Raw genomic sequence first — 25,136 nt, 5'->3', positions numbered from 1 at the left:
ATACTAAATACCAAATCACCAAGAGCGAAAATATGTCGAATATCACATTGTCCAATATTGCTACCGAACAGCAATTAATTAAGACTTTATTTACTGCGGTTGATTCCCGTGATTGGAATTTATTAGTGCAGTGCTTTGATCAAAGTATTATCTATGAACGTCCCGGTTATCAGCCTTTTATGGGACTTGATGAATTACTCAATTTTTATCAGCATGAGAGAATTATTGCCTCTGGTGAACATCGCATTGAACATATTGTAATTGACAATAATTGGGGTTCTTGCTGGGGGCAGTTTATTGGTATCAATAAAAATGGCTCTCAAATTAATGAGCGTTTTGCTGATGTGTATTCTTTTGCAAATGGCAAATTTAAAACTCGACGCAGCTACTTTTTTCGACCAGCAGTATAAGTGACAGTAAAGCCTATCACTTGACCAAATTCAATACTATTCTTCTCTTCTTCTAATTCTTCCTCCTGACTCCTGACTCCTGACTCCTGACTCCTAGCCCTCACAGACAACTTTTTCAGCAAACCCTACTTACTTATATGAGCGATTTACTAAAACGGCTGGAAAATCTTTCACCAGAAAAGCGAGAATTAGTCTTACAAAAACTAAAAAAACAACAACAATCTCCACAGCTTACACCAGTATCAAGGGATCAATTTTTGCCTCTTTCTTTTGCTCAACAAAGACTGTGGTTTATTGACCAACTAGAAGGCGAAAACTGCGTCTATAATGTCCCATTTTTCTGGCAAATTAGCGGATTGCTGAATATCAATGCTTTAGAACAAGCTATAACAGCAATTGTCCACCGTCATGAAGTATTACGTACTAATTTTTGTGTGATCAATGAGTCACTTATACAGGTGATTCATCCTCATCCGCAAATGAAAATGCAAGTGCTGGACTGGCGACAATTAACAGCAGAAGATCAGTTAAGCAAAGCCCAGCATTTAGCTACAACAGAATTACAACAGTCCTTTGATTTATCAAATGCGCCTTTGCTGCGGGTAAAGTTGTTGCAACTAGCTGACCAATCCCATTTATTGTTGCTTGTCATTCATCACATTGTTTGTGATGGTTGGTCAATGGGAATCTTCCGTCAGGAATTGTTCACCCTTTATACTGCCTTTTGTAGACAAGAATCCTCTCCCCTGCCAGAATTATCGCTGCAATATGCGGATTTTGCCCACTGGCAAAGACAATGGCTACAGGGCGATGTTTTGCAAAATCAACTCAATTACTGGCAAAAACAATTAGCCGCAGTTCCGCCGCTGTTAGAATTGCCGACAGACCGACCCCGCCCGTCCACGCAAACCTATCGGGGAAGTAGTGAGTTTTTGCAACTTGATCAGGATGTAACTCAGCAGTTGAAGCATTTAAGTCAACAGTCAGGAACAACTCTGTTTATGACTTTATTGACAGTATTTACGCTCTTACTTTCACGCTACACTGGACAAGAGGATATTGTAGTTGGTTCAGCGATCGCTAATCGTAACCGCCAGGAAACAGAGTCACTAATTGGCTTTTTTGTCAATACTCTAGCATTGCGAACTAATCTACAAGGGAATCCAACTTTTAAAGAATTACTGGAACGAGTCAAACAAGTAACTCTGGATGCTTATGATCATCAGGATTTGCCCTTTGAAAAACTGGTTGATGAACTGGGATTAGAGCGATCGCTTTCTCATCATCCTCTATTTCAAGTTGTTTTTGGTTTTCAAAATGAAACTCAAGAAATATTGTCAACCAATGGATTAACCCTGACCCCATTTACATGGGAAAATACAACGACTTTGTTGGATTTGTCGTTAATTTTCCGAGAAACACCGCAAGGTTTAACAGGAGAATGGGAATATACGACTGATTTATTTGAATCTGAAACAATCCAACGAATGGTGGGACATTTTGAAGTTCTACTGAAGCAAATTATTGATCATTCCAATAAACCAATTAATACTCTATCCTTGCTGACAGAAACAGAAATTCAGCAACTACAAAATTGGAACCAAACTCAAACATCATACCCCCGCGATCAGACTTTAGTGGACTTATTTGAACAACAAGTTATTAAAAATCCTGATCATATTGCTGTAGTTTTTGAATCTCAGCAGCTAACTTATCAACAATTGAATAAAAAAGCCAATCAATTAGCTAATTATTTACTGAAAAATCACCAAATTCAACCAGATAAATTAATTGGTATTGCTGTTGAACGTTCTTTAGAAATGATTATTGGTGTACTTGGTATCCTCAAGTCTGGTGGTGCTTATGTACCAATTGATCCCAATTATCCCCAAGAACGGATTCAGTTTATGTTAGCAGACTCCGAGATATCGGTATTACTAACACAAAGTTTTTTATTAGAGCAATTACCTTTAGATAATTTAGAAAATTCTGTTCAAGTTATTTGTTTAGATCCAGAAAATTTTGCTCAAGAAACAACAGATAATCCTCATTCTCAAAGCCAGCCTGATAATTTAGCCTATGTTATTTATACTTCCGGTTCAACAGGACAACCCAAGGGGGTAATGATTGAACATCGGGCAATTGTCAATCTAGCTTTAGCCTGGACTACAACTTTTCAAGTTCAAAATTACAGCCACTTACTGCAATTTGGGTCTTTTAGTTTTGATTTATCTATTGGTGAAATTGCGACTGCTTTATCAGCAGGTGCTTGTTTATATTTAGGCAATAAAGATACTTTGTTACCTGGTCAAAGCTTAGTTAACTTTTTAACTGAACACAAAATTACTCACGGCTTTTTATCACCTTCAGCTTTATCTGTCTTACCAAAGGCGAGTTTCCCTGATTTACAATGTTTAACTGTTGGAGGAGAGGCTTGTCCGGCTGAATTAGTAAGTCAATGGGGAAGAGAACAACATTTATATAATTGCTACGGTCCAACAGAATCTACTGTGACCGCAGCTATTTATCTTTGTCAACCCAATGGCGAAAAACCAGCAATTGGTAAACCAATACCTAATGCTAATATCTATATTTTAGATGGAAACAATCAACTATTACCTCCAGGAATACCAGGAGAATTATGTATTTCTGGGGTTGGTTTAGCTAGAGGTTATCTCAATCGTCCTGAAATTACAGCCGAAAAATTTATGGAAATTGATTTATTCGGTAAAACTGAGCGCATTTATAAAACTGGTGATTTAGCAAAATGGAATGCTAAGGGGAATTTAGAATATTTGGGTCGGATTGATGAGCAAGTAAAATTACGGGGTTTTAGAATTGAACTCGGAGAAATTGAATCACTGTTATTACAACATCCATTAGTTCAAGAAGCTGTTGTCATTTTGTATGAAATTGATAATAATCCTAGATTAGTAGCTTATATTATGGCAACAGAAAAATCCGCCAATGTAGCTGAAAAAGTGAGAGAATACCTCAAAAATCGCCTCCCAAATTATATGATTCCTAGCCAGATTATGGTTTTGGATCAATTTCCTCTGACTGCTAATGGTAAACTAGATCGCCGCGCATTACCAGCACCAGATACAACCGCTTCTACTGATTTGGAAATACCAGTAACTCCCACAGAAGAACTACTCGCTAGTTTATGGCAAGGTTTATTAAAAGTTAAATCTGTTGGTCGTTCTGATAACTTCTTTGAATTAGGTGGACATTCCCTGTTAGCTACTCAATTAGTTACCCGAATTCGTGATATTTTCGGGGTAGAAGTACCTGTTCGTAAGATATTTGAGCAAAACATTTTATCTGAGTTAGCGAAGGAAATTAATCAAGCATCTGCGAGTGTTGCTTTACCTCCCATTTCACCCCAGCCAGAAAATGAACCAAAAACTCCGTCTTTTGCCCAATCAAGACTTTGGTTTATCGCTCAACTGGAAGCGAAAGGAACTTCTTCTACCTATAATATGCCAGTGGCCTTTCAACTAGATGGCAACCTAAATTTAGAAGCTATGCGGCAAAGTTTAACTTATCTGCTAGAACGGCATACCAGTCTACGCTCTTATTTCCCTACTTTGGAGGGAGAACCCCAAGTAGTAGTTAAAAATGTCGAAGATATAGAAGTATTAGAAATTGCCGACTTACAAGCACTCCCTCCCCAAACTCAAGGGGAAACTGTGCAACATTTATCTGATCTTCACGCTCAAAAATCCTTTGACTTAAATACTGGTCCAGTGTTCAAAGCGAAACTGCTGCAACTGAGTGAGCAGAAAAATGTCCTGCTAATTAATATGCACCACATTATTAGTGATGGCTGGTCCATGGGAGTATTTAAGCGGGAATGGGAACAAGCTTATACTGCTTATGCTGCGGGATCTGTGCCGAACTTGTCACCATTAGCGATTCAATATAGTGATTTTGCAGCTTGGCAGCGCAGTTGGTTACAAGGGGAAACCTTATTAACTCAAGAAAATTATTGGCAACAACAGCTAGGGGATGCGCCTCGCTTGCTGGAATTACCCACTGATTATCTCCGTCCAGCGCAACAAAGTTACCAAGGTGAGCGGGAAGAATTTTCTTTGAGCAAAGAACTGACTCAGAAACTTAAAGCTATTAGTCAACAACAAGGGGTGAGTTTATTTATGACCCTGTTGACTGCTTTTAATATCTTACTATCCCGTTACAGCCGCCAAGAGGATTTATGTGTTGGTTCTGCGATCGCTAATCGCACCCATAGCTATACAGAAGGGTTAATTGGCTTTTTTGTCAATACCTTAGTATTGCGAAGCAAAATCAAGTCAGAGCAAAGCTTTAGTGAGTTACTGCAACAAACTCGCCAAACTTGCTTAGATGCTTATGCTCATCAAGACATTCCTTTTGAGTATTTAGTTGAAAAGTTACAACCAGAACGCAGTCTCAGCCACAATCCCTTGTTCCAAGTGATGATGGTGTTGCAAAATGCGGTTGGAGCAGGGGCGAAGGTTCATTTACCAGGGCTGGAGATTCAATACTTAGAACAAAGTTTCCCATTTGCCAAGTTTGATATCCTGCTGGATTTGAGCGAAAGAGACGAGCAACTACACTGTATGTGGGAATATGCCACAGATTTATTTGCGGCCTCAACCATTAGGCGCATGGCGGCACATTTTGAAGTTTTGCTCACAGCAATAGTTCAAAATTCCCAACAACCGATTTATCAGCTACCCATCATCACCCCCGCAGAAATCCAACAACTGCAAGTTTGGAATCAAACTGAGACAGATTACCCTCAAAATCATACTTTGGTGAGTTTGTTTGAAAATCAGGCTGCAAAAACGCCCGATCAAATTGCAGTAGTGTCGGTAGATCAAAGCTTGAGTTATCAAGAACTCAATCAAAAAGCGAATCGCCTAGCAAATTATTTATTGCAACTCAAAAGTCAGCAACAATTATCTGATCCCCCATTGATGGCGATTTGCATGGAGCGATCGCTGGAAATGCTGATCGGCATATTTGCGATCCTCAAAGCAGGTGGTACATACCTACCAATTGATCCGAGTTATCCCCAAGAACGCATTCATTTAATGCTCGAAGATAGTCATGCTGCGGTATTACTGACAACGAAATCTCTGCCACAGCAACTTCCCTTAGAAAAACTCAAAAGTACCTGCCAATTAGTATTTTTAGATCAACCCACCTGGAGCGATAGCCCAACAGAGAATCCTCAAAAATTCATTCATTTTGATGACTTAGCTTATGTAATTTATACTTCTGGTTCTACAGGCAAACCTAAGGGCGTTGCTATTGCCCATGCTAGTGCGGTAGCATTCGTAAACTGGGCGCATTCAGTCTTTAGTACAGAACAGCTTGCAGGTGTTTTAGCATCAACTTCAATCTGTTTTGATCTCTCCATTTTTGAAATTTTTGTCCCCCTGACTCAAGGGGGGAGTGTAATTTTGGTAGAAAATGCGCTCTACATTGAGCAAGCACATCAGAGTTCGATCCCGATAACTTTGATTAATACTGTACCGAGTGCGGCGGCTGAACTCCTGAATATGAATGTAATTCCGTCCAGTGTACAGGTTATTAATTTAGCGGGTGAACCCTTAAGAAATAACCTGGTACAAGCTTTATATCAAAATACATCTGTACAAGAAGTTTATAACCTCTATGGACCTTCTGAGGACACAACTTATTCAGCATTTACGAAAGTTGCCAAAAATGCCCAGCACGAACCTACCATTGGCAAAGCGATCGCCAACACTCGCATCTATATTTTAGATCATGCTAATCAACCCCTGCCCCCCGGTGTTCCTGGGGAACTGTGCATTGGGGGTGCAGGTTTAGCACAGGGCTATTTGCATCGTCCCGATTTAACTGCCGAAAAATTTATCACATTGGAATTATTCGGTAAAACTGAGCGAATTTATAAAACTGGTGATTTAGCCCGGTGGCTACCTGACGGTAATTTACAATACTTAGGACGGATCGATCATCAAGTCAAACTGCGGGGTTTCCGGATTGAATTAGGTGAAATTGAAGCATCTTTACTCAAACACCCCAAAATTCAGGAAGCGGTTGTTTTGGTGCGGGAAGACAGCGAATGCTATCAACGTCTAGTTACTTATGTTGTCCCCACAACAGAAGGCGACTATACCAGCCAAAGTGAACAGGTAGAATTGTGGGAACAAGTTTTTAATGATAGCTACACTCAACAAACAACACCAACCGATGATCCAACTTTGAATCTTGCAGGTTGGAAGGATAGCTACACAGGAGAGCCAATTTTGCGATCAGCCATGCAAGAATGGCGTGATACAACAGTTGAGCAAATTTTAGAACTTGCACCCAAACGAGTTTGGGAAATTGGTTGCGGAACAGGGATGTTATTATTTAAAGTTGCATCCCATTGTCAACATTATTTAGGTACAGATTTTGCATCGAGCGGATTGCAGTATATTGAACAACATCTCAAACAGCAATCTCTCCAAAACAAAGTTACTTTAAAACAAAGTGCTGCTAACCAGTTTGATGGCATTGAATCCAATGTTTATGACTTGGTAATCATTAATTCTGTAATTCAGTATTTCCCTTCTTTAGATTACTTGTTGTCAGTAATTGCAGGGGTAATCAAAACTGTGAGCCATCAAGGAAAAATATTGATTGGGGACGTGCGAAATCTCCATTTATTAGCAGCTTTCCACACCACCACAGAATTTTATCGCGCCCCTGATGACTTATCAATTCAGGACTTGCGCCAAAAAATTCAAAACAGGATTCGCACGGAAGAAGAATTGCTGATTGACCCTGATTTCTTTATCGCTCTCAAGCAAAGATTTTCTCGGATTAGTCACGTCCAAATTGAATTAAAACGGGGTTACAGTCATACGGAAATGAGTCGTTTTCGTTATGATGTTGTTTTACATTTAGATCAAGTAGATATTCCCCTAACTCAACCTCAATGCTTAGATTGGCAAGAACAACAGTTAAATCTGGCAACAATTGAGAGAATTTTAACAACCGAGCAACCAGATTTACTAGGGATTAAGAGTATTCCTAATGCACGTCTAACTTCAGAAATGGCGTTGTTAGCACAAATTCCTCAATTAGATGGTACTGTCACAGATTTAAAAGCGGCAATTGCCCAAGTGAAATCAGGGATAGAACCGGAAGCATTCCGAAATTTAGCGCGAGATTTGCCCTATAAGGCTTTTATCCAATATAGCTCCACAGGATTTTCTGATTACGATGTTGTTTTTCAACGGCATATCTTTGAAGAAGACAAAATCCCAAGATTTGCGACAAAAGGCAATTGGCGGCTGAAACCTTGGCAAAATTACGCTAATCAACCGTTGCAATATCGTACCAATCAAATTGATCCAGCTTTATTAGCAGAATGGCGGGACTTTTTAGAGAAAACCCTGCCTGATTATATGATTCCCAGTCATTTTGTTGTTTTGGACAAACTGCCACTGACACCAAATGGCAAAGTAGACCGAAAAGCTTTACCTGCACCAGATCCAAAAGTTGCAGTCACAGATATTGAGTTGCCTGTAACGGAGACCGAAAAATTGCTGGCTCAACTTTGGGCGAAGTTATTGAAATATGAGGTCATAGGCCGACAAGATAACTTCTTCAACTTGGGAGGACATTCTTTATTAGCTACCCAACTTTGCTACCGCATTCGTGACACTTTCAAAGTAGAATTGCCACTGCGTCAAGTATTTGAGTCTCCTACTATCATTGACTTGGCAAATTATATAGATAGCTGCATTTGGGTTAATTCGACAACCACAGATATACAACCTTTAAACTCAGACGAAGAGGAAATTGAACTATGACCATAACACAAAATCAGCAAATAGTTTCTTTAATGCTGCGTTTGCAGAACATGGGCTGCCGAATTTGGGCTGAAGATGATAAGTTACGGATTCGTACTAGCAAAAACGCCCTCACTGCTGAACTCAAGCAGGAAATTCAAGACCAGAAGGCAGATATTCTCGCTTTCTTGAAAGCTGCTAAAACACAAGCTGTTTCTACAGCGGAAATTCCGGCTTTAAGTGCTGACTCTCCCAAGCTTCTGTCCTTTGCTCAACAACGTCTCTGGCTATTAGCACAACTCCAAGGGTCATCAGCTACTTACAATATGCCGATCGCTTTACAACTGAACGGCAACCTGAATATTGATGCCCTACATTCTAGTTTGGCTGATCTGCTGAATCGGCACGAGAGTCTGAGGATGTATTTTCCCACAGTTGCCGGACAACCACAAGTTGCCATCCGCAGTTTAGACGAAATCGCAGTTTTAACAGTACAAGATTGCCGGGAATTAGGGACTGGGAACAAGGGAGAGCTTGATTTAGATACCCAATGCCCAAATATCCAAGATCTAATTGACGCTCATGCACAACAACACTTGGACTTAAATACTGGCCCTTTGTTTAAAGCTAAACTGCTGCAATTGGAGGTTTATCCTGAGCGAAGCCGAAGGGAGCAAAAATCTGTTTTGGCCATCAATATGCACCACATTATCAGTGATGGCTGGTCAATGGGAGTATTTTTGCGGGAGTTATGGCAGGCTTATACTGCTTATTCTCAAGGTAAGACCCCGAATTTTGCTCCTTTACCGATTCAATACAGTGACTATGCAACTTGGCAACGCCACTGGTTACAAGGAGAAGTATTAGAAAAGCAGATTAATTACTGGAAACATCAACTAGGTGATGCTTCCCCATTACTGGAATTACCTACAGATTATCCCCGTCCAGCACAGCAAAGTTACAGAGGCGATCGCTATATCTATGCTCTTACACCGGAATTAACTGCTGCTGTTAATGCTTTTAGCCAACAGCAAGGCGTAAGTTTATATATGACCTTGTTGGCTACTTTGAGCATTTTACTATCTCGTTACAGTCGGCAAGAAGACTTATGTATTGGTTCTCCCATTGCTAACCGCACCCATAGCCAGACTGAAGGGTTAATTGGCTTTTTTGTCAATACTTTGGTTATGCGTCAGCAAATCAAACTAGAGCTAAGTTGTATTGAGTTTTTACAACAAACCCGCCAAACTTGTTTAGATGCTTATGTTCATCAAGACGTTCCCTTTGATGTGCTGGTAGAAAAGTTACGACCAGAACGCAGTATGAGCTATAACCCTTTATTCCAGGTCATGTTTACCCTGGAAAATAATGCTAGTCCAGATTTGGATTTATCAGGGTTAGATACTGAATTGCTGGGAGTCAAGGGTGCGATCGCTAAGTTTGATTTAACGCTGTTAGTAACCGAATCTGACAACCAGTTGAATTGCTCTTGGGAATATGCTACAGACTTGTTTGAACGGGGTACTATCCAACGCATGGCGGAACAGTTTACAGTGCTGCTGAAGGGAATTATTGATCATCCACACCAATCAATCAATACTTTACCTTTGATGACAGCAACGGAACTGCTACAAATACAACGCTGGAATCAAACTCAAACTGATTATCCTCAAGATAAAACTTTTGTTGATTTATTTGCAGAACAAGTTGCCAAAAATCCTCATAATATTGCTGTAGTTTTTGAATCGGAAAGTCTAACTTATCAACGATTAAATGAAAAAGCCGAGCAATTAGCTGATTATTTAATTGAAAATTACCAAGTTCAACCAGATACTTTAATTGGTATTAGTGTTGAACGTTCTTTAGAAATGATCATTGGTGTTTTGGGTATTCTTAAAGCTGGTAGTGCTTATGTACCGATTGACCCTAATTATCCCCCAGAACGGATTCAATTCATGTTAGAAGATTCTGGGATATCTATATTGTTAACCCAAAGTTTGATCTTAAATAAATTACCATTAAATGAACTGGTAAACTCCCCGCAAGTAATTTGTTTAGATGCAGAAAATTTGGCTGAAGAATCAACAGCAAATCCCAGTCCTCAAAGTACGCCTGATAATTTAGCTTATGTCATTTATACCTCTGGTTCAACGGGAAAACCCAAAGGGGTAATGATTGAACATCAAGGACTGGTAAATTTAATTTTGGCAGTTGATGAAATTTTGCAAATTCAACCCCAAAGTCGTGTACTACAGTTTGCTAATTTCAGTTTTGATGCTTCCATTTGGGAAATTGCTCCTACTCTTTCTGCAGGTGCTTGTTTGTATCTAACAAAAAAAGAAACCTTGTTACCTAGTCAAGAACTGATTGACTTTTTAACTGAACACAAAATTACTCATCTTACTATCCCACCTTCAGTTTTATCTTTGTTACCTCAAGCCACCTTACCTGATTTGCAAATTTTAATTACTGCTGGTGAAGTTTGCTCCAAAGAATTAGTTAACCGTTGGGCAAAAGGAAGAAGTTTTTTTAATGGTTATGGACCAACAGAATCTACAGTTTGTACCAGTATAGCTGTTTGTCAACCCGATGGGAAAAAACCACTAATTGGTCAACCGTTATCTAATCTCCGCACTTACATTTTAGATAGACATCATCAACCATTACCCCCTACTATTCCTGGTGAATTGTGCATTGCGGGTGTGGGTTTAGCTAGAGGTTATCTGAATCGTCCTGAAACTACTGCCGAAAAATTTATTGAAGTGGAATTATTCAGTCAAGTTGAGCGAATTTATAAAACTGGGGATTTAGCAAGATGGAGAGATGATGGCAATTTAGAATATCTAGGACGCATGGATGAGCAGGTAAAATTACGGGGTTTTAGGATTGAATTAGGGGAAATTGAATCACTTTTATTACAATATCCATTAGTTAAAGAAGCTGTTGTAACTGTAAATAAAACTGAGAATAACCAAAGTTTAATTGCTTATGTAACGGGAATTGATGATGATTTTTGCAGTGATTTGAAAAATTACCTCAAATCGAGTTTACCTGATTACATGATTCCTGCTCAAATTGTCGTATTGGACAAGTTACCTTTAACTCCCAATGGCAAAATTGACCGTAAAGTTTTACCTGTTCCTAATATTAGCGTTCAAGCTGCATACACACCCCCGCGCCACAAAGTCGAAGCACAATTAGCGCAAATTTGGTCTGCTCTTCTTGAACGTCAAAAAATTGGCATTCATGATAACTTTTTCGATTTGGGCGGCCATTCTTTATTGGCAGTCAAATTACTCAATCTTGTGCAACAAGAGTTGGGACAACAACTGGCCTTGAGAAGTTTATTTCAGAATCCTACTATTGCTCAACTGGCACAACACATAGGTAATAGGGAGATTCAAGAGTCAAATCCTGATTTAGTAACGATTCAGCCTCTAGGAGATGCCACCCCCCTATTTTGCGTATCTGGCTCCAACGGACACGGTTTCTATTTTCGAGATTTGGCAATCAATTTAGGCACTGAACATCCTGTCTATGGACTCGATGCACCAGGAAGAGACGGACTGAGCATACTTCCTCACTCAGTAGCTGACCACGCAAGTCAACTGATTGCCCAATTACGTCAACAACAACCCCAAGGACCTTATATATTGCTGGGGTACTCTTCCGGTTGTAGTGTCGCTTTTGAAATAGCTTCCCAACTGGAGCAGCAAGGTGAAAAGGTGAGTTTACTAGCTATCTTGGATTCGGGATTGGTTTCTAATCCGGAACATTTCAAAAATAGAGCAGATATTGATTGGATTTGGCAAATAATCCAACGAATCGAAGCTTTAAAAGGAGTTTCTTTCGGTTTAGAATACGGTGATTTAGCGGCTCAACGCGATGACCAAGCCCGTTGGGATTTGGCGGCAGATTATTTATACCGTCATAATGTCCTACCGGAACACGCCAGCCTTGATTTACTTAAAACTAATATGCAAATGATGAGAGTACAGACGCTCAATTACGTAGATTATCAGCCTGCTCATCCCATTTCTGCCCCGATTGTTTTATTCCGCGCTGAAGACGTGCCGGAAATACTGGTGCGAGAACTCCAAACGCTTACTGATTACGACTTACCGGACTGGGGATGGCAGGCATACACTCAAAATCACGTCAAGGTGATATCTGTACCTGGAACCCACGGTCAAATGCTTCATGAACCCAATGTAAACATATTGACTTCAAACTTACGGTTAATGATGACTTAATTCTAATTTTCTTGATTTTCAATTTTAAATTGGTATAAAACAATGCAAACTCTTCCGATTAAAATTTCCGACGAAACCCTCCGGGATGGAGAACAGCAAGTAGGCATTTTTTTCTCTTATCCCACCAAACACAAACTGGCTCATCTGATTGCCCAAACAGGAGTTGATGACCTTTGCATCATGCCCTATGTTTATGAACAGGAGGCTAAACTGGTTAAAACATTAGTATCAGAGGGATTGGATGGTGTTGTCACTGCTTCTACGATGATGGGAAAAGAGTATATTGATCATGCGAAGAACTGCGGGGTTAAGCGCATTATTTTGTTTCATGCTGTTTCTGATCGTTTGCTGTTTCTGCGAGATCCCGAAATTCGCCTCATGAGCGAATTCCAAGGAAAAACAATTGATGATGATATCCCATCTGCAATCATCAATAGAATTCGTCAGAATGCTATTAATGTCATTGTAGAAAATTTGCACTATGCCACAAAAGTGGCCGGACTCAGAGTCAATTTTGCTGCGGAGGATGCTTCTAGAGCGGATTTTGACTTTTTGGTGGAATGTATTCGCTCATGCAGTCCTTATATTGAAAACTTTTTACTGTGTGATACAGTAGGGGTGCTAAATCCAGAAAAGAGTTATATCTGGATTCATGATTTGCTGCAATCCACTAATGGGGTAGGACTGGGGGTACACTACCACAATGATATAGGATTGGCACTGGAAAATACTCTCCAGTCTCTGATGGCGGGAGCGACTTTAGTATCGGGGACGTTTTGCGGGATTGGAGAACGAGCCGGAAATGTTGCCATTGAGCAGGTGTTAAATGGGTTGCGAGTCCGGTTTGGCATTGAAGTCCAGGGGATCAACTATGATGCGATCGCCGCAGTGACTAATTATATTGAGCAACTGGGGATTCGTCCCGCATCTCCTTACTCTCAAACTGCACAACGCCACGAATCAGGTATTCATGTTAATTCTTTGTTTCGTGATCCCAAGAGCTATGCAGTATTTCCACATAACAAAATAGATGTTGTCTTTGGCAAATGGAGTGGAGTCAGTAATTTCCAATATCTATTTGAAAAACAACTGCAAAATCCTCAATCTAGAAAGCAGTATGAAAAAATGCGTTCCGTCATCAAATCTCTGGCAATGGAAAAAGAATGTTACTTTACAGCTAACGAAGTCTTAGAACTATGGAAAGATGGTATCTTTGAATAATCAATCGTAAAAATTTACGACTCAGAATTCGGAATATTTAAAGACTCAGAAGAGTATTAAGTAGGTGAACGGAAAAAAACCGTAGACGCGAAGCGGCTTCTCGAAGAGTAATATGTAACGAAAAGTAAAATCGCCCAAACCCTCTTCACTCTTGCCTCTGGTTACTGAGCGAAGTCGAAGTATTGCCTCTTGCCTAGTGCCATAACGACGATTTTCAATGCTAACCTACTTAGCTCAATACTGGATTGCTAGTCTGGCTTTTTGCTCCTGAGTATTAATATGGAATTCTATCGGACTCCTATTTAATTTTTGATAGCTTGCTGTAGCCATACAAGACTTAGTAGGTATCAAGTCCGTCTTTTCTGTTCCCTGTTCCCTACCTCAAAACACTAAAATAATTTTTTTAAGATGCAAGCTAAACCTTTTATTGATAAATCCGCCACAAATAATTCTGCTCCAGTTGCTAACCGATTTTGGGAAAATGTCAAAGCGGTTATTGGTCCTTACTGGTATCCCACAGAAGCCAACGGTAGAGCATTCTCAGACGTGGTGCGGACATGGGGAATGCTGATTCTTCTCATATTATTAATTGTCGCACTTGTAAGCGTAACTGCTTTTAATAGCTTTGTTAGCCGTTATTTGCTTGATGTGATTACTGAAGAAAAAGATTTAAAGAAATTTATTGATATATTATTGGTTTACGCTGCTGCTCTGGTTTTGGTGACACTTTTAGTAGGATTTTCTAGATTTGTTAGAAAACAAATTTCTCTTGATTGGTATGAATGGTTAAATCATCAAATTTTATCAAAATATTTAAGTAATCGTGCCTACTATAAAATCAACTTTCAATCTGATGTTAGTAATCCAGATCAACAAATATCCCAAGAAATCGAACCTTTGACTAGAAATGCTCTCAGCTTTTCAGCGACTTGTTTAGAAAAAGTCCTGGAAATGACAACTTTTTTAATTATTCTCTGGAGCCTTTCTAAATTTGTAGCAATTGCCCTGCTTGTTTATACTATAGCGGGCAATTTAATTGCTCTTTATTTAGCTGAACAATTAAATAAGATCCAAGAAGAGGGACTCGAATTTACGGCAGACCACACTTATAGTCTGACTCATGTTCGTAATCATGCTGAATCAATAGCTTTCTTTCAAGGAGAAGAACAAGAATTAAATATGATTCAGCGCAGATTTAATAAGATTATTCAAAATACCAAACGCAAGATTAATTGGGAAAGAAGTCAGGATATTTTTAACAGAGCATATCAGGCTATTATCCAAATATTTCCATTTATAGTATTCGGACCTTTACAGATTAAAGGGGAAATTGATTTTGGGGAAATTGCTCAAGCTAGTTTAGCTTGTAATCTGTTTGCCAATGCTATAGCCGAATTAATCAGAGAATTTGCAACTTCAGGAAGATTTTCTATTTATGTTGAACGTTTAGTTGAATTGTCAAATGCGTTAGAAGCAGTCAACAAATTACCAGAAAATGTCAGTACGATTAAGACAATAGAAGAAAACCGTTTAGCTTTTGAGAATGTTACTTTACAAACACCCAACTATGAACAGGTAATCGTCGAAAATTTGTCTTTGAGTGTTCAACCTGGAGAGGGGTTATTAATTGTTGGGCCTAGTGGTCGAGGTAAAAGTTCTCTGTTGAGAGCGATCGCTGGTTTGTGGAATGCGGGAACTGGTCGTTTGGTAAGACCCCCCCTAGAAGAAGTTTTATTCCTACCCCAACGTCCTTATATAATTCTAGGTACTTTGCGCGAACAGTTACTTTATCCGCATACAAATCGCAAAATGAGCGATGCAGAACTTAAAGAGATTTTACAACAAGTTAATTTACAAAACTTAGTTAGTCGTATAGATGGCTTTGATACAGAAGTTCCTTGGGAAAATATACTCTCATTAGGAGAACAACAACGTCTTGCCTTCGCACGCTTATTAGTTACTCGTCCTAGTTTCACTATCTTAGATGAAGCCACAAGTGCTTTAGATTTAAATAATGAAGGAAATTTATATGAACAATTACAATCAACGAAAACAACTTTTATCAGTGTGGGACATCGAGAAAGTTTGTTTAATTATCATGACTGGGTTTTGGAACTTTCACAAGATTCTAGTTGGCAACTTGTAACTGTGGAGGATTATCGGCAGCAGAAGGTAAAAGAAACAGTCACTAATGCTCCCAAAAATCCTCAAGTCACAATAGATATTTTACCTAACAATGAATCTTCAACTCCACCAGAAATAGCCATAAATTCTCCCGGAAATCCTCAAATCACGACAGATATTTTACCTAACAATGAATCTTCGACTCCACCAGAAATAGCCATAAATTCTCCCGAAAATCCTCAAATCACAATAGATATTTTACCTAACAATGAATCTTCAACTCCACCAGAAATAGCCATAAATTCTCCCGAAAATCCTCAAATCACGACAGATATAGATAAAATTGTCGGGCTTTCTCATCAGGAAATGCACAAATTAACAACCTATTCATCACTTGGTACTGTTAGAAGTAAAGCCAGCAAAGGTAAATCTATTACTACTCAGGATGGCTCTACCTACCGCTATAATAAAGACTCAAAGGTGTTAAAATGGGTAAAAGATTAACAAATATTCATACTTTTGATAATCAAGCTTATGCGAACTAGACAGCAGAAACAACTAATTACTTACAAAAGTATTTCAATTTACAACCAAAACTATCAAGTACCCGTAATGAAAAATAACGGGGTAAAAATAGTTCAAAAAAAAATCCAAGAACGTCAAACCTTATTTAAAGAGGGTGTGCGATATCATCATCATCTTGGTGGACTAATTAAGCGAAAATCAGAAATTAGCCAGGGAGAAATTCTTGAGGAAATCCAATTATTTATTAATGACTATACACATATTATTGATTTTTTAGAAAATTACAAGAATAGTTATCATGATTTTTTATTAATCCTTACGGAAGATTTGAAAAAATTATTCAAACAAAAATATTTAGAAATAAAAAAAATAGAAGATGAAAGAAGTAATTTAGAACTTAAAAATCATCATAATCCGGCAATACTAGATGAACTAAGATGGGAGAAAAAAGAAAATTTTAAAGCAGTGTTACTCTTGAGTAATGCTTACTTTTTAATGTTGGAAAAAATCAGTTTAATCAGCGTAGGAATTACAAGAATTGCCGAAGATACACAAAATCAAAAAGAAATAGTCAAAAAAATAGTTAAAGACTTAGAAGTCTATCAAGAAATTTACGAATATCAAAGAAAAGCCCAGAAAATTCGTCAAGAAATAGCCAACATTGCCCATACTGCCATCAATCTCGAAACCTCTTTACAAGCATACTTTAGACCCTTTCAATCATTAATAGAAGAAGTCGTCAAAATAGATGAATATTTTTACGCAATTGTCGGAGATATTAAAAATTTAGGAGATAACGTTTTAAAGTATCAGTCAAATTTAGATCACATTGAAGTCAAGGAGGGTATTTCTGATACTTTTCTTGATTTTATGGTAACAAGTTATGAAAGAAAAGCTAGATTAAAAGATGCTTTTATTCAATCTCAATTATTAGATTGGCAAATCCATAATTTTGATTTGAACGAAAATAGTGTCTTTTTGGATCAAGGTATTGATTTAATATCAAACTATATATCTGAGCAATTCACCGACCAAGAAAACTTGCTCAATATAGCAGACATAAATTTTACTACTGTCGTTCCGCTATCTGCTGATAAAGAAACAAGATTGATGGGATTGGTGAATAATAATGTTACTTTGACAAAAGAATTTTTCAGCAATCAAGATATTGATTATACTCAATTACGGGATCTTCTAGCGCAGCATAGGTGGCAAGAAGCTGATATTGAAACCGCTAAATTAATGCTAACAGTCATGAAAAAGAATTATTGGAATGAAGTTTATCAGCAAGATATTGATAATTTTCCTTGTCAAGATATTCATAATATCGATCAACTGTGGGAACAATATAGTTATGGTTATTTTGGCTTTAGTATTCAACAAACTATTTGGAGCGAAATGGGTGGTCAAGTAGACTATGAAACAGAAAAGAAACTTGGCGATCGCCTTGGTTGGCGAAAAGAGGGAAACTGGTTAGAATATGAAGCACTAACTTTCAAATTGTCCCCGATGACACCGATGGGACACTTACCAGTCAAATGGTTACACTATGATCAACACAGTGCTGAATTAACCTCACAATCATCTACAGAAAACCTTTCCATGGCAGCTTGGCGGGTAAAATCTTGGTTAGTTCGGCAAATGCACTTATTCTTTTCTCGTGTAAAAAGCTGTCAGGACCTATGTGCGAATAACAAATTTGTTAATCGCAGAAAAAATTAGAACTAGATTTAATTTGAGGACAGTTAGGGTGCGGAAGGTGGGCTTAATCTATCTAGGTTTTCGGTTTATTCAGCAAGCCCTAATTATCGCATCTTGTCAAGTCTTGACATGAAGAATAATGGAAAAAGTAAAAATCTCCATCACAAATCAACATCCTGTAAATCCTAATTCTGACAATCCAAACAATTACTATATATGCGCGGACAGATTTCTACTCCTAACATAAGTGTAAACCAAAATTTTCGTCTTGTCAAGTCTTGAAGTAAATTAAATTGTCCATACCTGGGAGAGAAAAGAATTTAGAAAGGGCAAATATCGGATAGGATTCTGGGATATCCTTAGATAGAAAGGATATTGGCGAAATTAAAGTAGAATGAAGCTGGCAGCAAGAGTAAGTCAGGTAACACCCTCCATCACCTTAGCCATTGCAGCGAAAGCTAAGGCCATGAAAGCCGAGGGGATAGATGTTTGTAGTTTTAGCGCAGGTGAACCGGATTTTGACACGCCAGCGCATATCAAAGCCGCAGCCGCAAAGGCTTTGGATGAAGGTAAAACCAAGTATGGCCCCGCCGCTGGTGAACCAAAATTACGGGAAGCGATCGCCCACAAGCTAAAAAATGATAATGGTCTTAATTATAAGGCAGAGAATGTCCTTGTCACCAATGGCGGTAAGCATTCCCTGTATAATTTGATTGTGGCACTGATTGACCCAGGTGATGAGGTAATTATTCCCTCACCCTACTGGTTAAGTTATCCCGAAATGGTAACTTTAGTTGGTGGTAAGTCGGTGATTGTGGAAACAGATGCTTCCACTGGCTACAAAATCACACCAGAACAGCTAAAAAAAGCTATTACCCCAAAAACCAAGTTATTTGTTCTTAACTCCCCTTCTAACCCCACAGGGATGGTATACACGCCAGGGGAAATTAAAGCCTTGGCGCAGGTAATAGTTGATGCAGATATCTATGTTGTGTCTGACGAGATTTACGAGAAGATTCTCTATGATGGTGCAGAACATATCAGCATTGGTTCTTTAGGTGAGGAAATTTTTTCTCGCACCTTAATTAGTAACGGTTTCGCTAAAGGTTACTCAATGACCGGTTGGCGCTTGGGTTATTTAGCTGGACCTGTGGAAATTATCAAAGCCGCTAGTACCATTCAGGGACATAGTACATCAAATGTGTGTACTTTTGCTCAATATGGAGCGATCGCCGCGTTAGAAAGTTCCCAAGACTGTGTAGAGGAAATGCGTCAAGCTTTCGCTAAACGTCGTCAGGTAATGTTTGAAAGACTCAAAGCTATTCCGGGTTTGAGTACCGCTAAACCAGACGGTGCATTTTACCTTTTCCCTGATATCAGCAAAACCGGCTTGAAATCTCTGGAATTTTGTGATGCTTTATTAGCAGAACATCAAGTTGCACTTATTCCCGGTGTCGCTTTCGGCGCTGATAAAAATATTCGTCTTTCCTACGCTACGGATATGACGACAATTGAAAAGGGAATGGATAGACTAGAGAAATTCGTGCGTTCTCAGATTTAGAAATTACAACAAACCCATTTCCTTTAAACCCTGATGAAGTCTTTGTGCTTCTTCAGGGTTGTTTAATTCATGGAGAGAAATGGCATATTCAAAAGCTTCTAAACTACCTTGAACATCGCCAATTTTCAACAGTACAACCCCTAAATTTTGATAAGCTTCTGCATAATCAGGATTCAAATTAATGGCGTTATTATAGGCATCAATAGCTTCAGCAAATAATCCCATGGCTTTACATACCATCCCTAAATTATAATAACCAGTTACAAAATTAGGATCAATTTTTATGGCTGTTTCATAAGCAATTTTTGCTTCTGAAAAATTCCCCATACTTTTGAATAAATTTCCTAAATTATTATATCCTCCTAATTTTAAAAGCGGATAAATAGGCAATTTTACCGCAGCTTGATAATGAGAAATGGCTGAGGGCAAATTTTTTAAATTTGTATAAGCAATTCCTAAATGGTAATGCAATTCATACAAAATATCATAATTTATATCTTCATCAAAAGCAACTTCAACTTTTTGTGACTGCGAATATTTGAATTTACTTAATGGTTTTTTATCTTCATTAACCTGATTACCAATAATTTGATTTAATCCATGATTCAATAACTCCATACCTTCATTAATCTTCCCCATTTGCATATACAAAGCCCCCAACTTACTACAAACATAAGCATCATTAGGATGATTTGCCAAAAACTCTGCCATTGCGGCTGCGGCTTTAGCAGATTTATTCTGTTCATTAATTACAGCTTTTTGATAACCAGTATGGAGAATTGCTACCCCTGGTAAATAACCGATTTCCCAATTTGCTTCTTTGGCTAAAATTGCCATGACACTATCATCAATTAAAGCATGATAAGGGCGATCAAAATAGATATCTGGATGATGACGAAATAATCGAGAAACCAGAGAATAAGGTGATTGTGTTGAACCAACTTCTTGACGCACCAGATTAATAACTAAATATTCTTCTTTATTAATAGCCACTTCCAAAAAAGGAATAATTTCTGGTGTTAAAGTTTCATCAGCATCTAAAACTAAAATCCAGTCACCTGTGACATATTTTAAAGCCTCATTTCTTGCATCACTAAAATTATTATTCCATGTAAAATAATGAACTTTAGCCCCAAATTGTGCCGCTATTTGGGGAGTTTTATCAGTTGAACCCGTATCCAGAACTACAATTTCATCAACAAAATTTTTAACACTTCCTAAGCACTTTGGCAAGGTAGTTTCTTCATTTTTAACAATCATGCACAAGCTAATTTTCATCTGGTAACACTATGGTATTTACAACGTTGATTAATAATACAGAATGAATCAGGAGTCAAGACAACTGAGTAAAAAATTTCTTCCCTCTGTGTCCTCTGTGCCTCTGTGGTTCGTATCTCTTAAAAAATATATTTAAACAGGATGGAAATAATCATAAATATCTTGCGCTAATCGTAAACCAATTCCGGGAACTTCTGTTAATTGTGTAGTTGTAGCTTGACGAATATAATCAAGAGAGCGAAAATGCGCTAATAACAACTTTTGCCGATTTTGTCCTAAACCGGGAATTTCATCTAAATGCGATCGCTTGAGTTTATCACTTCTTTGTTGCCGATGAAAACTGACAGCAAATCTATGGGCTTCATCTCGTAATCTTCTTAATAACTGGACTCCTGGCTGTTCTGAGTCTGTTTCTAAAGGTTTTGATGAGTGGGGTAAAAAGATTTCTTCTCGTTTTTTGGCTAAACTGACAACCCGCAAATCTGCGAATAGATTCATTTCCTGTAAAATACCCACAACAGCAGATAATTGACCTTTACCACCATCAATCATCATTAAATCAGGCCAGTCAGCATTACCCAACCTTGCTAATTTCGGATCTTCAATATATTTACGAAACCGTCTATTAATAACTTCTGATAAACTGGCAAAATCATCGGAATGACCAATTTTAATATCAGGATTTTTAATTTTATAATGTCGGTAATGTTGTTTAGCTGGTAAACCATCAATAAAAACTACTTGCGAACCTACCGCATTAGTTCCTTGAATATGAGAAATATCATAACCTTCAATGCGTTTGGGTAAATCTGGTAAGTCGAGAATAGCAGCTAAATCTTGGGTTGCTTGCAGATTACTATCTCCCAATTTTTGCATTCTCTGTAATTCATATTGGGCATTTTTTTCCACCATTTCTATTAATTCTGCTTTACTTTGTCGCAAAGGGTTGGAAATTGTGACTTTTCTGCCCTTGCGTTCTGTCAAAATATCAGATAAGATCTCACTATCTGGTAAATCATGTTGTACTAAAATTTCGCTAGGAATTTCCACACTTTCCGCTGTTTGATAATGTTCCTCTAAAACTCGTTGTAAAATTGCTCCCGGTTCAGCGTGAGATTCAGCAACAAAAGCCAAACGGCCAACTAATTGACCAGCGCGAATTTGGAATAATTGAATATAGGCGTGTTGGTCATCGGCAGCTAAAGCGATCGCATCTCGTGATATAGTATCATCAGGTAAGGAGACTTTTTGGGCGGCATTGAGGGATTTTAAAGCTACAATTTGATCACGAATTTTTGCGGCATTTTCAAAATTTAATTCTTCGGCAGCAGTTTCCATTTGTGCTGTTAAAATATCAATTAGTTCCTGAGTCCTTCCTTGAAAAACCATTGCTACTTTTTGGACAATTTTTGCATATTCAACTGTGGAAACTAATTTTTGACAAACTCCAGGACAACGACCAATATCATAATTTAAACAGGGACGATCTTTAAATAAAGGTTGTGGTCTTTGTCGTAAAGGGAAAATCTTTTTACACAAATGGACAATTTCTCGTAATAAGCCGGAATCTGTATAGGGACCGTAATATTTATCCTTGGCTTTTCCTAATTGACGTTTGCGGGTAATGAAAATGCGCGGATATTCCTCTGACCAAGTAATGCAGAGATAAGGATACTTTTTATCATCTTTGAGTAAAACGTTAAAATAGGGCTGATGCTGCTTAATTAAATTGGCTTCTAGGGCTAATGCTTCAGCTTCTGTATCAGTGACAATAAATTCAATTTCTGTCACTAACTTGACCATTGTGTTAATGCGTTCAGTCTTGTTAGTGGAGTCCCGGAAATAGGAACGGACACGAGAACGCAATTTACGAGATTTACCTATATATATTAAGCGATCGCTGCCATCCCGCAACAAATAGACCCCCGGTTCTGGGGGAATTTCTCCCAGCCGATTTTCTAACCGTTCTGGGTTTTTATACAGTGGTAATATTTGTTCAGATCTAGTCACGGATGTATTTTACATAACTTTATAGTTTACCCATATTGATTTTAAACCATAAATTAAAAATACCCAGATCCCCGACTTCTTTTTTATTTTTGCAATAAATTATGAATTGATCCAGGAATTCGGGGATATTGATTAGTATTAAGTACGTTGGCGTTGAAAATTGTCGTTATAGCAAGGCAATAGGCAAGAGTAAAGAAGTTTTCAGCGATTTTACGTTTCTTTACACAGTTTGGTTTTATTGTGTTCACCTACTTATCAAAAGTTAATTTAATGATTGGTTCTTACTTTCGATAGAATCTCTGGTGGCTTTATATGCTTCAATAAAAGTCCGGAATGATTCTTGAGAAATATTTTCTAAGACTAAATCACTAACTACCTGCTCAAGAATTGTATCTAACTTTTGTTGAACTATTGTACTTTGATTTTGTTGTCCATATCGTAATAGGTTTACCACGATTTTTATATATTTAGCTGCATTTTCTCTTTGGATTTTTTCAATTGCTTGTTGAGCGATTTGTCTATCCCTTTCTATGGCTTCTTTAGTATTTTTATAAGCCTCGTTAAATGTCCGAAAAGACTCTTGGGAAATTCTTTCATCAATCAAAGATTTTGCAGCTTCATCAAAGGTTTTGTCAAGTTTTCTTTGTCTATCTCCAATCTGATATTGTCCTGCTTTCATTAAACTAATGGCTGATTTAATATATTCATCAGCTTCATCTTTTTTACTCTTCTCAATCCATAATTTGAGTTGACGAATCCATTGAAATGCTAATAAAAGAATTGTCAATAATAACCCGATATAATCTGCGTATTCCTGAATAAAAGATGGTTTATCTTTGTCATAAAAAGCCGCAGCCCCAGGATGTAAGAAAATATCAACACCACTATTTTCTTTAGGAGGACTAATACTAGAAATCAAAGGTTTAACTTCAGCATGATCTAGAGGAATTTCATTAGCTATTTCTTGACGATTTTCATAAATTGTCTGAATTAATTTTCTGATAATATTGGCATCTACTTGATCATTTGCTAATAGTAGTCTTGATATTGCTACTGTAGGTAAATTAGTATTAGGAACAGGAAAATGGCCTCTATATGCACCTTGAGGAATTATCGCAGATTCAAAAGCAGGTTGCTTGATTTTCATTGCTTCTGCTTGAGGAATTGATATTAATTTTCCTTGATAATTATTGACAAGATTAGCAATGGACTTATTACCTATAGCCCGAACTCGAAATACAGCATCAGCTTTATTTTCCCGAAAATCTTTATCTGCAAACCGATCATTATAACCAGGAATAGGCTTACCATTACTATCTAAACCTGTAATCTTAAAGTCTTTTTCACTTAAACCAAAATGCTTTGCTACTGTTAAAAAAGACTGATATTGTCCACCAGTAGCAGCTAAAGCAATAGTCTTGCCTTTAAGTTGTGTAAATTGATTGATTTGAGGATTTTTTACAACTAACTGAAAAGTATCTTTATACAATAAAGTTACTGTTCTTATATTCGCTTTTAACTGAGAACTTACATTACCAATTTCCTCAGCAGCAACATCTACTTGAGCCATTGCTAACTGAGCTTTTCCTGTTGATAACATTTCTATATTTTGAGTTGTTCCTCTAGTTTCTTCTACTTGAATTTGGATATTAGTTCTGCGTTCAATTACCTTTTTAATAGCTTCACTGATAATATAACTTTCTCCTGTTTTATCTCCAGCCGCTAGAGTCAGGTGAGGTGGTGTGAGATAATTAACAATATTGCCAACAATGATCACAACCGTACCAAAACTAGCAAACCCAAGTCCTAAAAAAATTAGCCTAGAGAAAGGATCTAGAACTAAAAAAAATTGCAAAAAGTTGGTTTGATGATTGTTTTTAGCTGTTGACATATATGCAAAATAGTGTATTTACCAAGGATTAGATACATACTCTTATACAATAACAGAAATTGATATTCCAGATTTTATAAGGGAAATGCCGAAAACCCTTGAAGATGTAGCTGACTTAGTCAGCTACATCTGTGCTTTAGACAAGGGATGAAGGCTGTATGCAGGATTTATCCTGCATTGACATTAATCGCGTTGCTGTTCAATGTATTTCTTGACCGTTTCTGTGCAAATATTTCCAGCGGTACTAACAAAATAGCTTGGTGTCCACAAGGTAGGTATTTTCAAAAGTTCGGGAAATTCTTTCCTGAGATGATGAGAAGCCCTGCCTTTAATTTTCCTCATGATGCA

12 protein-coding genes are annotated in these 25,136 nt (G+C 37.8%); 7 read left to right on the top strand and 5 right to left on the bottom strand.

The window, feature by feature from the left end; translation table 11 throughout:
* Positions 1-32: 32 nt before the first annotated feature.
* Complete coding sequence (locus FJR08_RS06625) at positions 33-410, top strand: nuclear transport factor 2 family protein (RefSeq protein ID WP_168632623.1); 378 nt, start codon at positions 33-35, stop codon at positions 408-410.
* Here FJR08_RS06625 and FJR08_RS23960 read toward each other — a convergent pair.
* A complete protein-coding gene (locus FJR08_RS23960; protein ID WP_256369710.1) occupies positions 386-514 on the bottom strand; it encodes a hypothetical protein in 129 nt (42 codons plus the stop codon). The genes FJR08_RS06625 and FJR08_RS23960 overlap by 25 nt on opposite strands.
* A gap of 33 nt (positions 515-547) precedes the next feature.
* On the opposite strand from FJR08_RS23960, the gene FJR08_RS06620 reads away from it, so the two are divergent.
* The 6 genes from FJR08_RS06620 (at position 548) to FJR08_RS06595 (ending at position 19,609) form a co-directional block, all read left to right on the top strand.
* A complete protein-coding gene (locus FJR08_RS06620; RefSeq protein WP_168632622.1) occupies positions 548-8,245 on the top strand; it encodes a non-ribosomal peptide synthetase in 7,698 nt (2,565 codons plus the stop codon).
* Positions 8,242-12,477, top strand: coding sequence for a non-ribosomal peptide synthetase (locus FJR08_RS06615; protein ID WP_168632621.1), 4,236 nt, complete (start codon positions 8,242-8,244; stop codon positions 12,475-12,477). Before FJR08_RS06620 ends, FJR08_RS06615 begins: the two co-directional genes overlap by 4 nt.
* A gap of 42 nt (positions 12,478-12,519) precedes the next feature.
* Positions 12,520-13,698 (top strand): 2-isopropylmalate synthase, encoded by a 1,179-nt coding sequence (locus FJR08_RS06610; protein WP_168632620.1) that lies wholly within the window; start codon positions 12,520-12,522, stop codon positions 13,696-13,698.
* A 408-nt stretch (positions 13,699-14,106) separates the two neighbouring features.
* The gene (locus tag FJR08_RS06605) at positions 14,107-16,326 is read left to right on the top strand and encodes an ABC transporter ATP-binding protein/permease (RefSeq protein WP_168632619.1); all 2,220 of its coding nucleotides are present in this window, start codon (positions 14,107-14,109) and stop codon (positions 16,324-16,326) included.
* Positions 16,327-16,356: 30 nt separating this feature from the next.
* Entirely contained in the window at positions 16,357-18,069 is a 1,713-nt protein-coding gene (locus tag FJR08_RS06600) for a GUN4 domain-containing protein (RefSeq protein WP_015078982.1), read from the top strand.
* Positions 18,070-18,442: 373 nt separating this feature from the next.
* A complete protein-coding gene (locus FJR08_RS06595) occupies positions 18,443-19,609 on the top strand; it encodes a pyridoxal phosphate-dependent aminotransferase (RefSeq protein ID WP_015078983.1) in 1,167 nt (388 codons plus the stop codon).
* Positions 19,610-19,612: 3 nt separating this feature from the next.
* Here FJR08_RS06595 and FJR08_RS06590 read toward each other — a convergent pair whose 3' ends face one another.
* From FJR08_RS06590 to FJR08_RS06575, 4 genes are all read right to left on the bottom strand, one after another.
* Entirely contained in the window at positions 19,613-20,887 is a 1,275-nt protein-coding gene (locus FJR08_RS06590; RefSeq protein WP_168632618.1) for a tetratricopeptide repeat protein, read from the bottom strand.
* A 132-nt stretch (positions 20,888-21,019) separates the two neighbouring features.
* Positions 21,020-22,897, bottom strand: coding sequence for an excinuclease ABC subunit UvrC (gene uvrC, locus FJR08_RS06585; RefSeq protein ID WP_168632617.1), 1,878 nt, complete (start codon positions 22,895-22,897; stop codon positions 21,020-21,022).
* A 262-nt stretch (positions 22,898-23,159) separates the two neighbouring features.
* The gene (locus FJR08_RS06580; RefSeq protein WP_168632616.1) at positions 23,160-24,788 is read right to left on the bottom strand and encodes a TAXI family TRAP transporter solute-binding subunit; all 1,629 of its coding nucleotides are present in this window, start codon (positions 24,786-24,788) and stop codon (positions 23,160-23,162) included.
* Between the two features lie 183 nt (positions 24,789-24,971).
* Positions 24,972-25,136: transposase (locus tag FJR08_RS06575; RefSeq protein WP_174783008.1), on the bottom strand; the 165-nt coding region annotated here is incomplete at its 5' end.

Origin of the sequence: Dolichospermum sp. UHCC 0260 (assembly GCF_009711985.1) — a bacterium.
In the GTDB taxonomy this organism is placed as follows: domain Bacteria; phylum Cyanobacteriota; class Cyanobacteriia; order Cyanobacteriales; family Nostocaceae; genus Dolichospermum; species Dolichospermum lemmermannii.
Note: the sequence above shows the minus strand (reverse complement) of the source record. Positions and strands in the feature narration are given on the sequence as shown.

What these genes read in the sequence shown, in the direction of transcription:
- FJR08_RS06625 (WP_168632623.1), top strand. Translation starts at nt 33, where the DNA reads ATGTCGAATATCACATTGTCCAATATTGCTACCGAACAGCAATTAATT.
- FJR08_RS06620 (WP_168632622.1), top strand. Translation starts at nt 548, where the DNA reads ATGAGCGATTTACTAAAACGGCTGGAAAATCTTTCACCAGAAAAGCGA.
- FJR08_RS06615 (WP_168632621.1), top strand. Translation starts at nt 8,242, where the DNA reads ATGACCATAACACAAAATCAGCAAATAGTTTCTTTAATGCTGCGTTTG.
- FJR08_RS06610 (WP_168632620.1), top strand. Translation starts at nt 12,520, where the DNA reads ATGCAAACTCTTCCGATTAAAATTTCCGACGAAACCCTCCGGGATGGA.
- FJR08_RS06605 (WP_168632619.1), top strand. Translation starts at nt 14,107, where the DNA reads ATGCAAGCTAAACCTTTTATTGATAAATCCGCCACAAATAATTCTGCT.
- FJR08_RS06600 (WP_015078982.1), top strand. Translation starts at nt 16,357, where the DNA reads ATGCGAACTAGACAGCAGAAACAACTAATTACTTACAAAAGTATTTCA.
- FJR08_RS06595 (WP_015078983.1), top strand. Translation starts at nt 18,443, where the DNA reads ATGAAGCTGGCAGCAAGAGTAAGTCAGGTAACACCCTCCATCACCTTA.
- FJR08_RS06590 (WP_168632618.1), bottom strand. Translation starts at nt 20,887, where the DNA reads ATGAAAATTAGCTTGTGCATGATTGTTAAAAATGAAGAAACTACCTTG.
- FJR08_RS06580 (WP_168632616.1), bottom strand. Translation starts at nt 24,788, where the DNA reads ATGTCAACAGCTAAAAACAATCATCAAACCAACTTTTTGCAATTTTTT.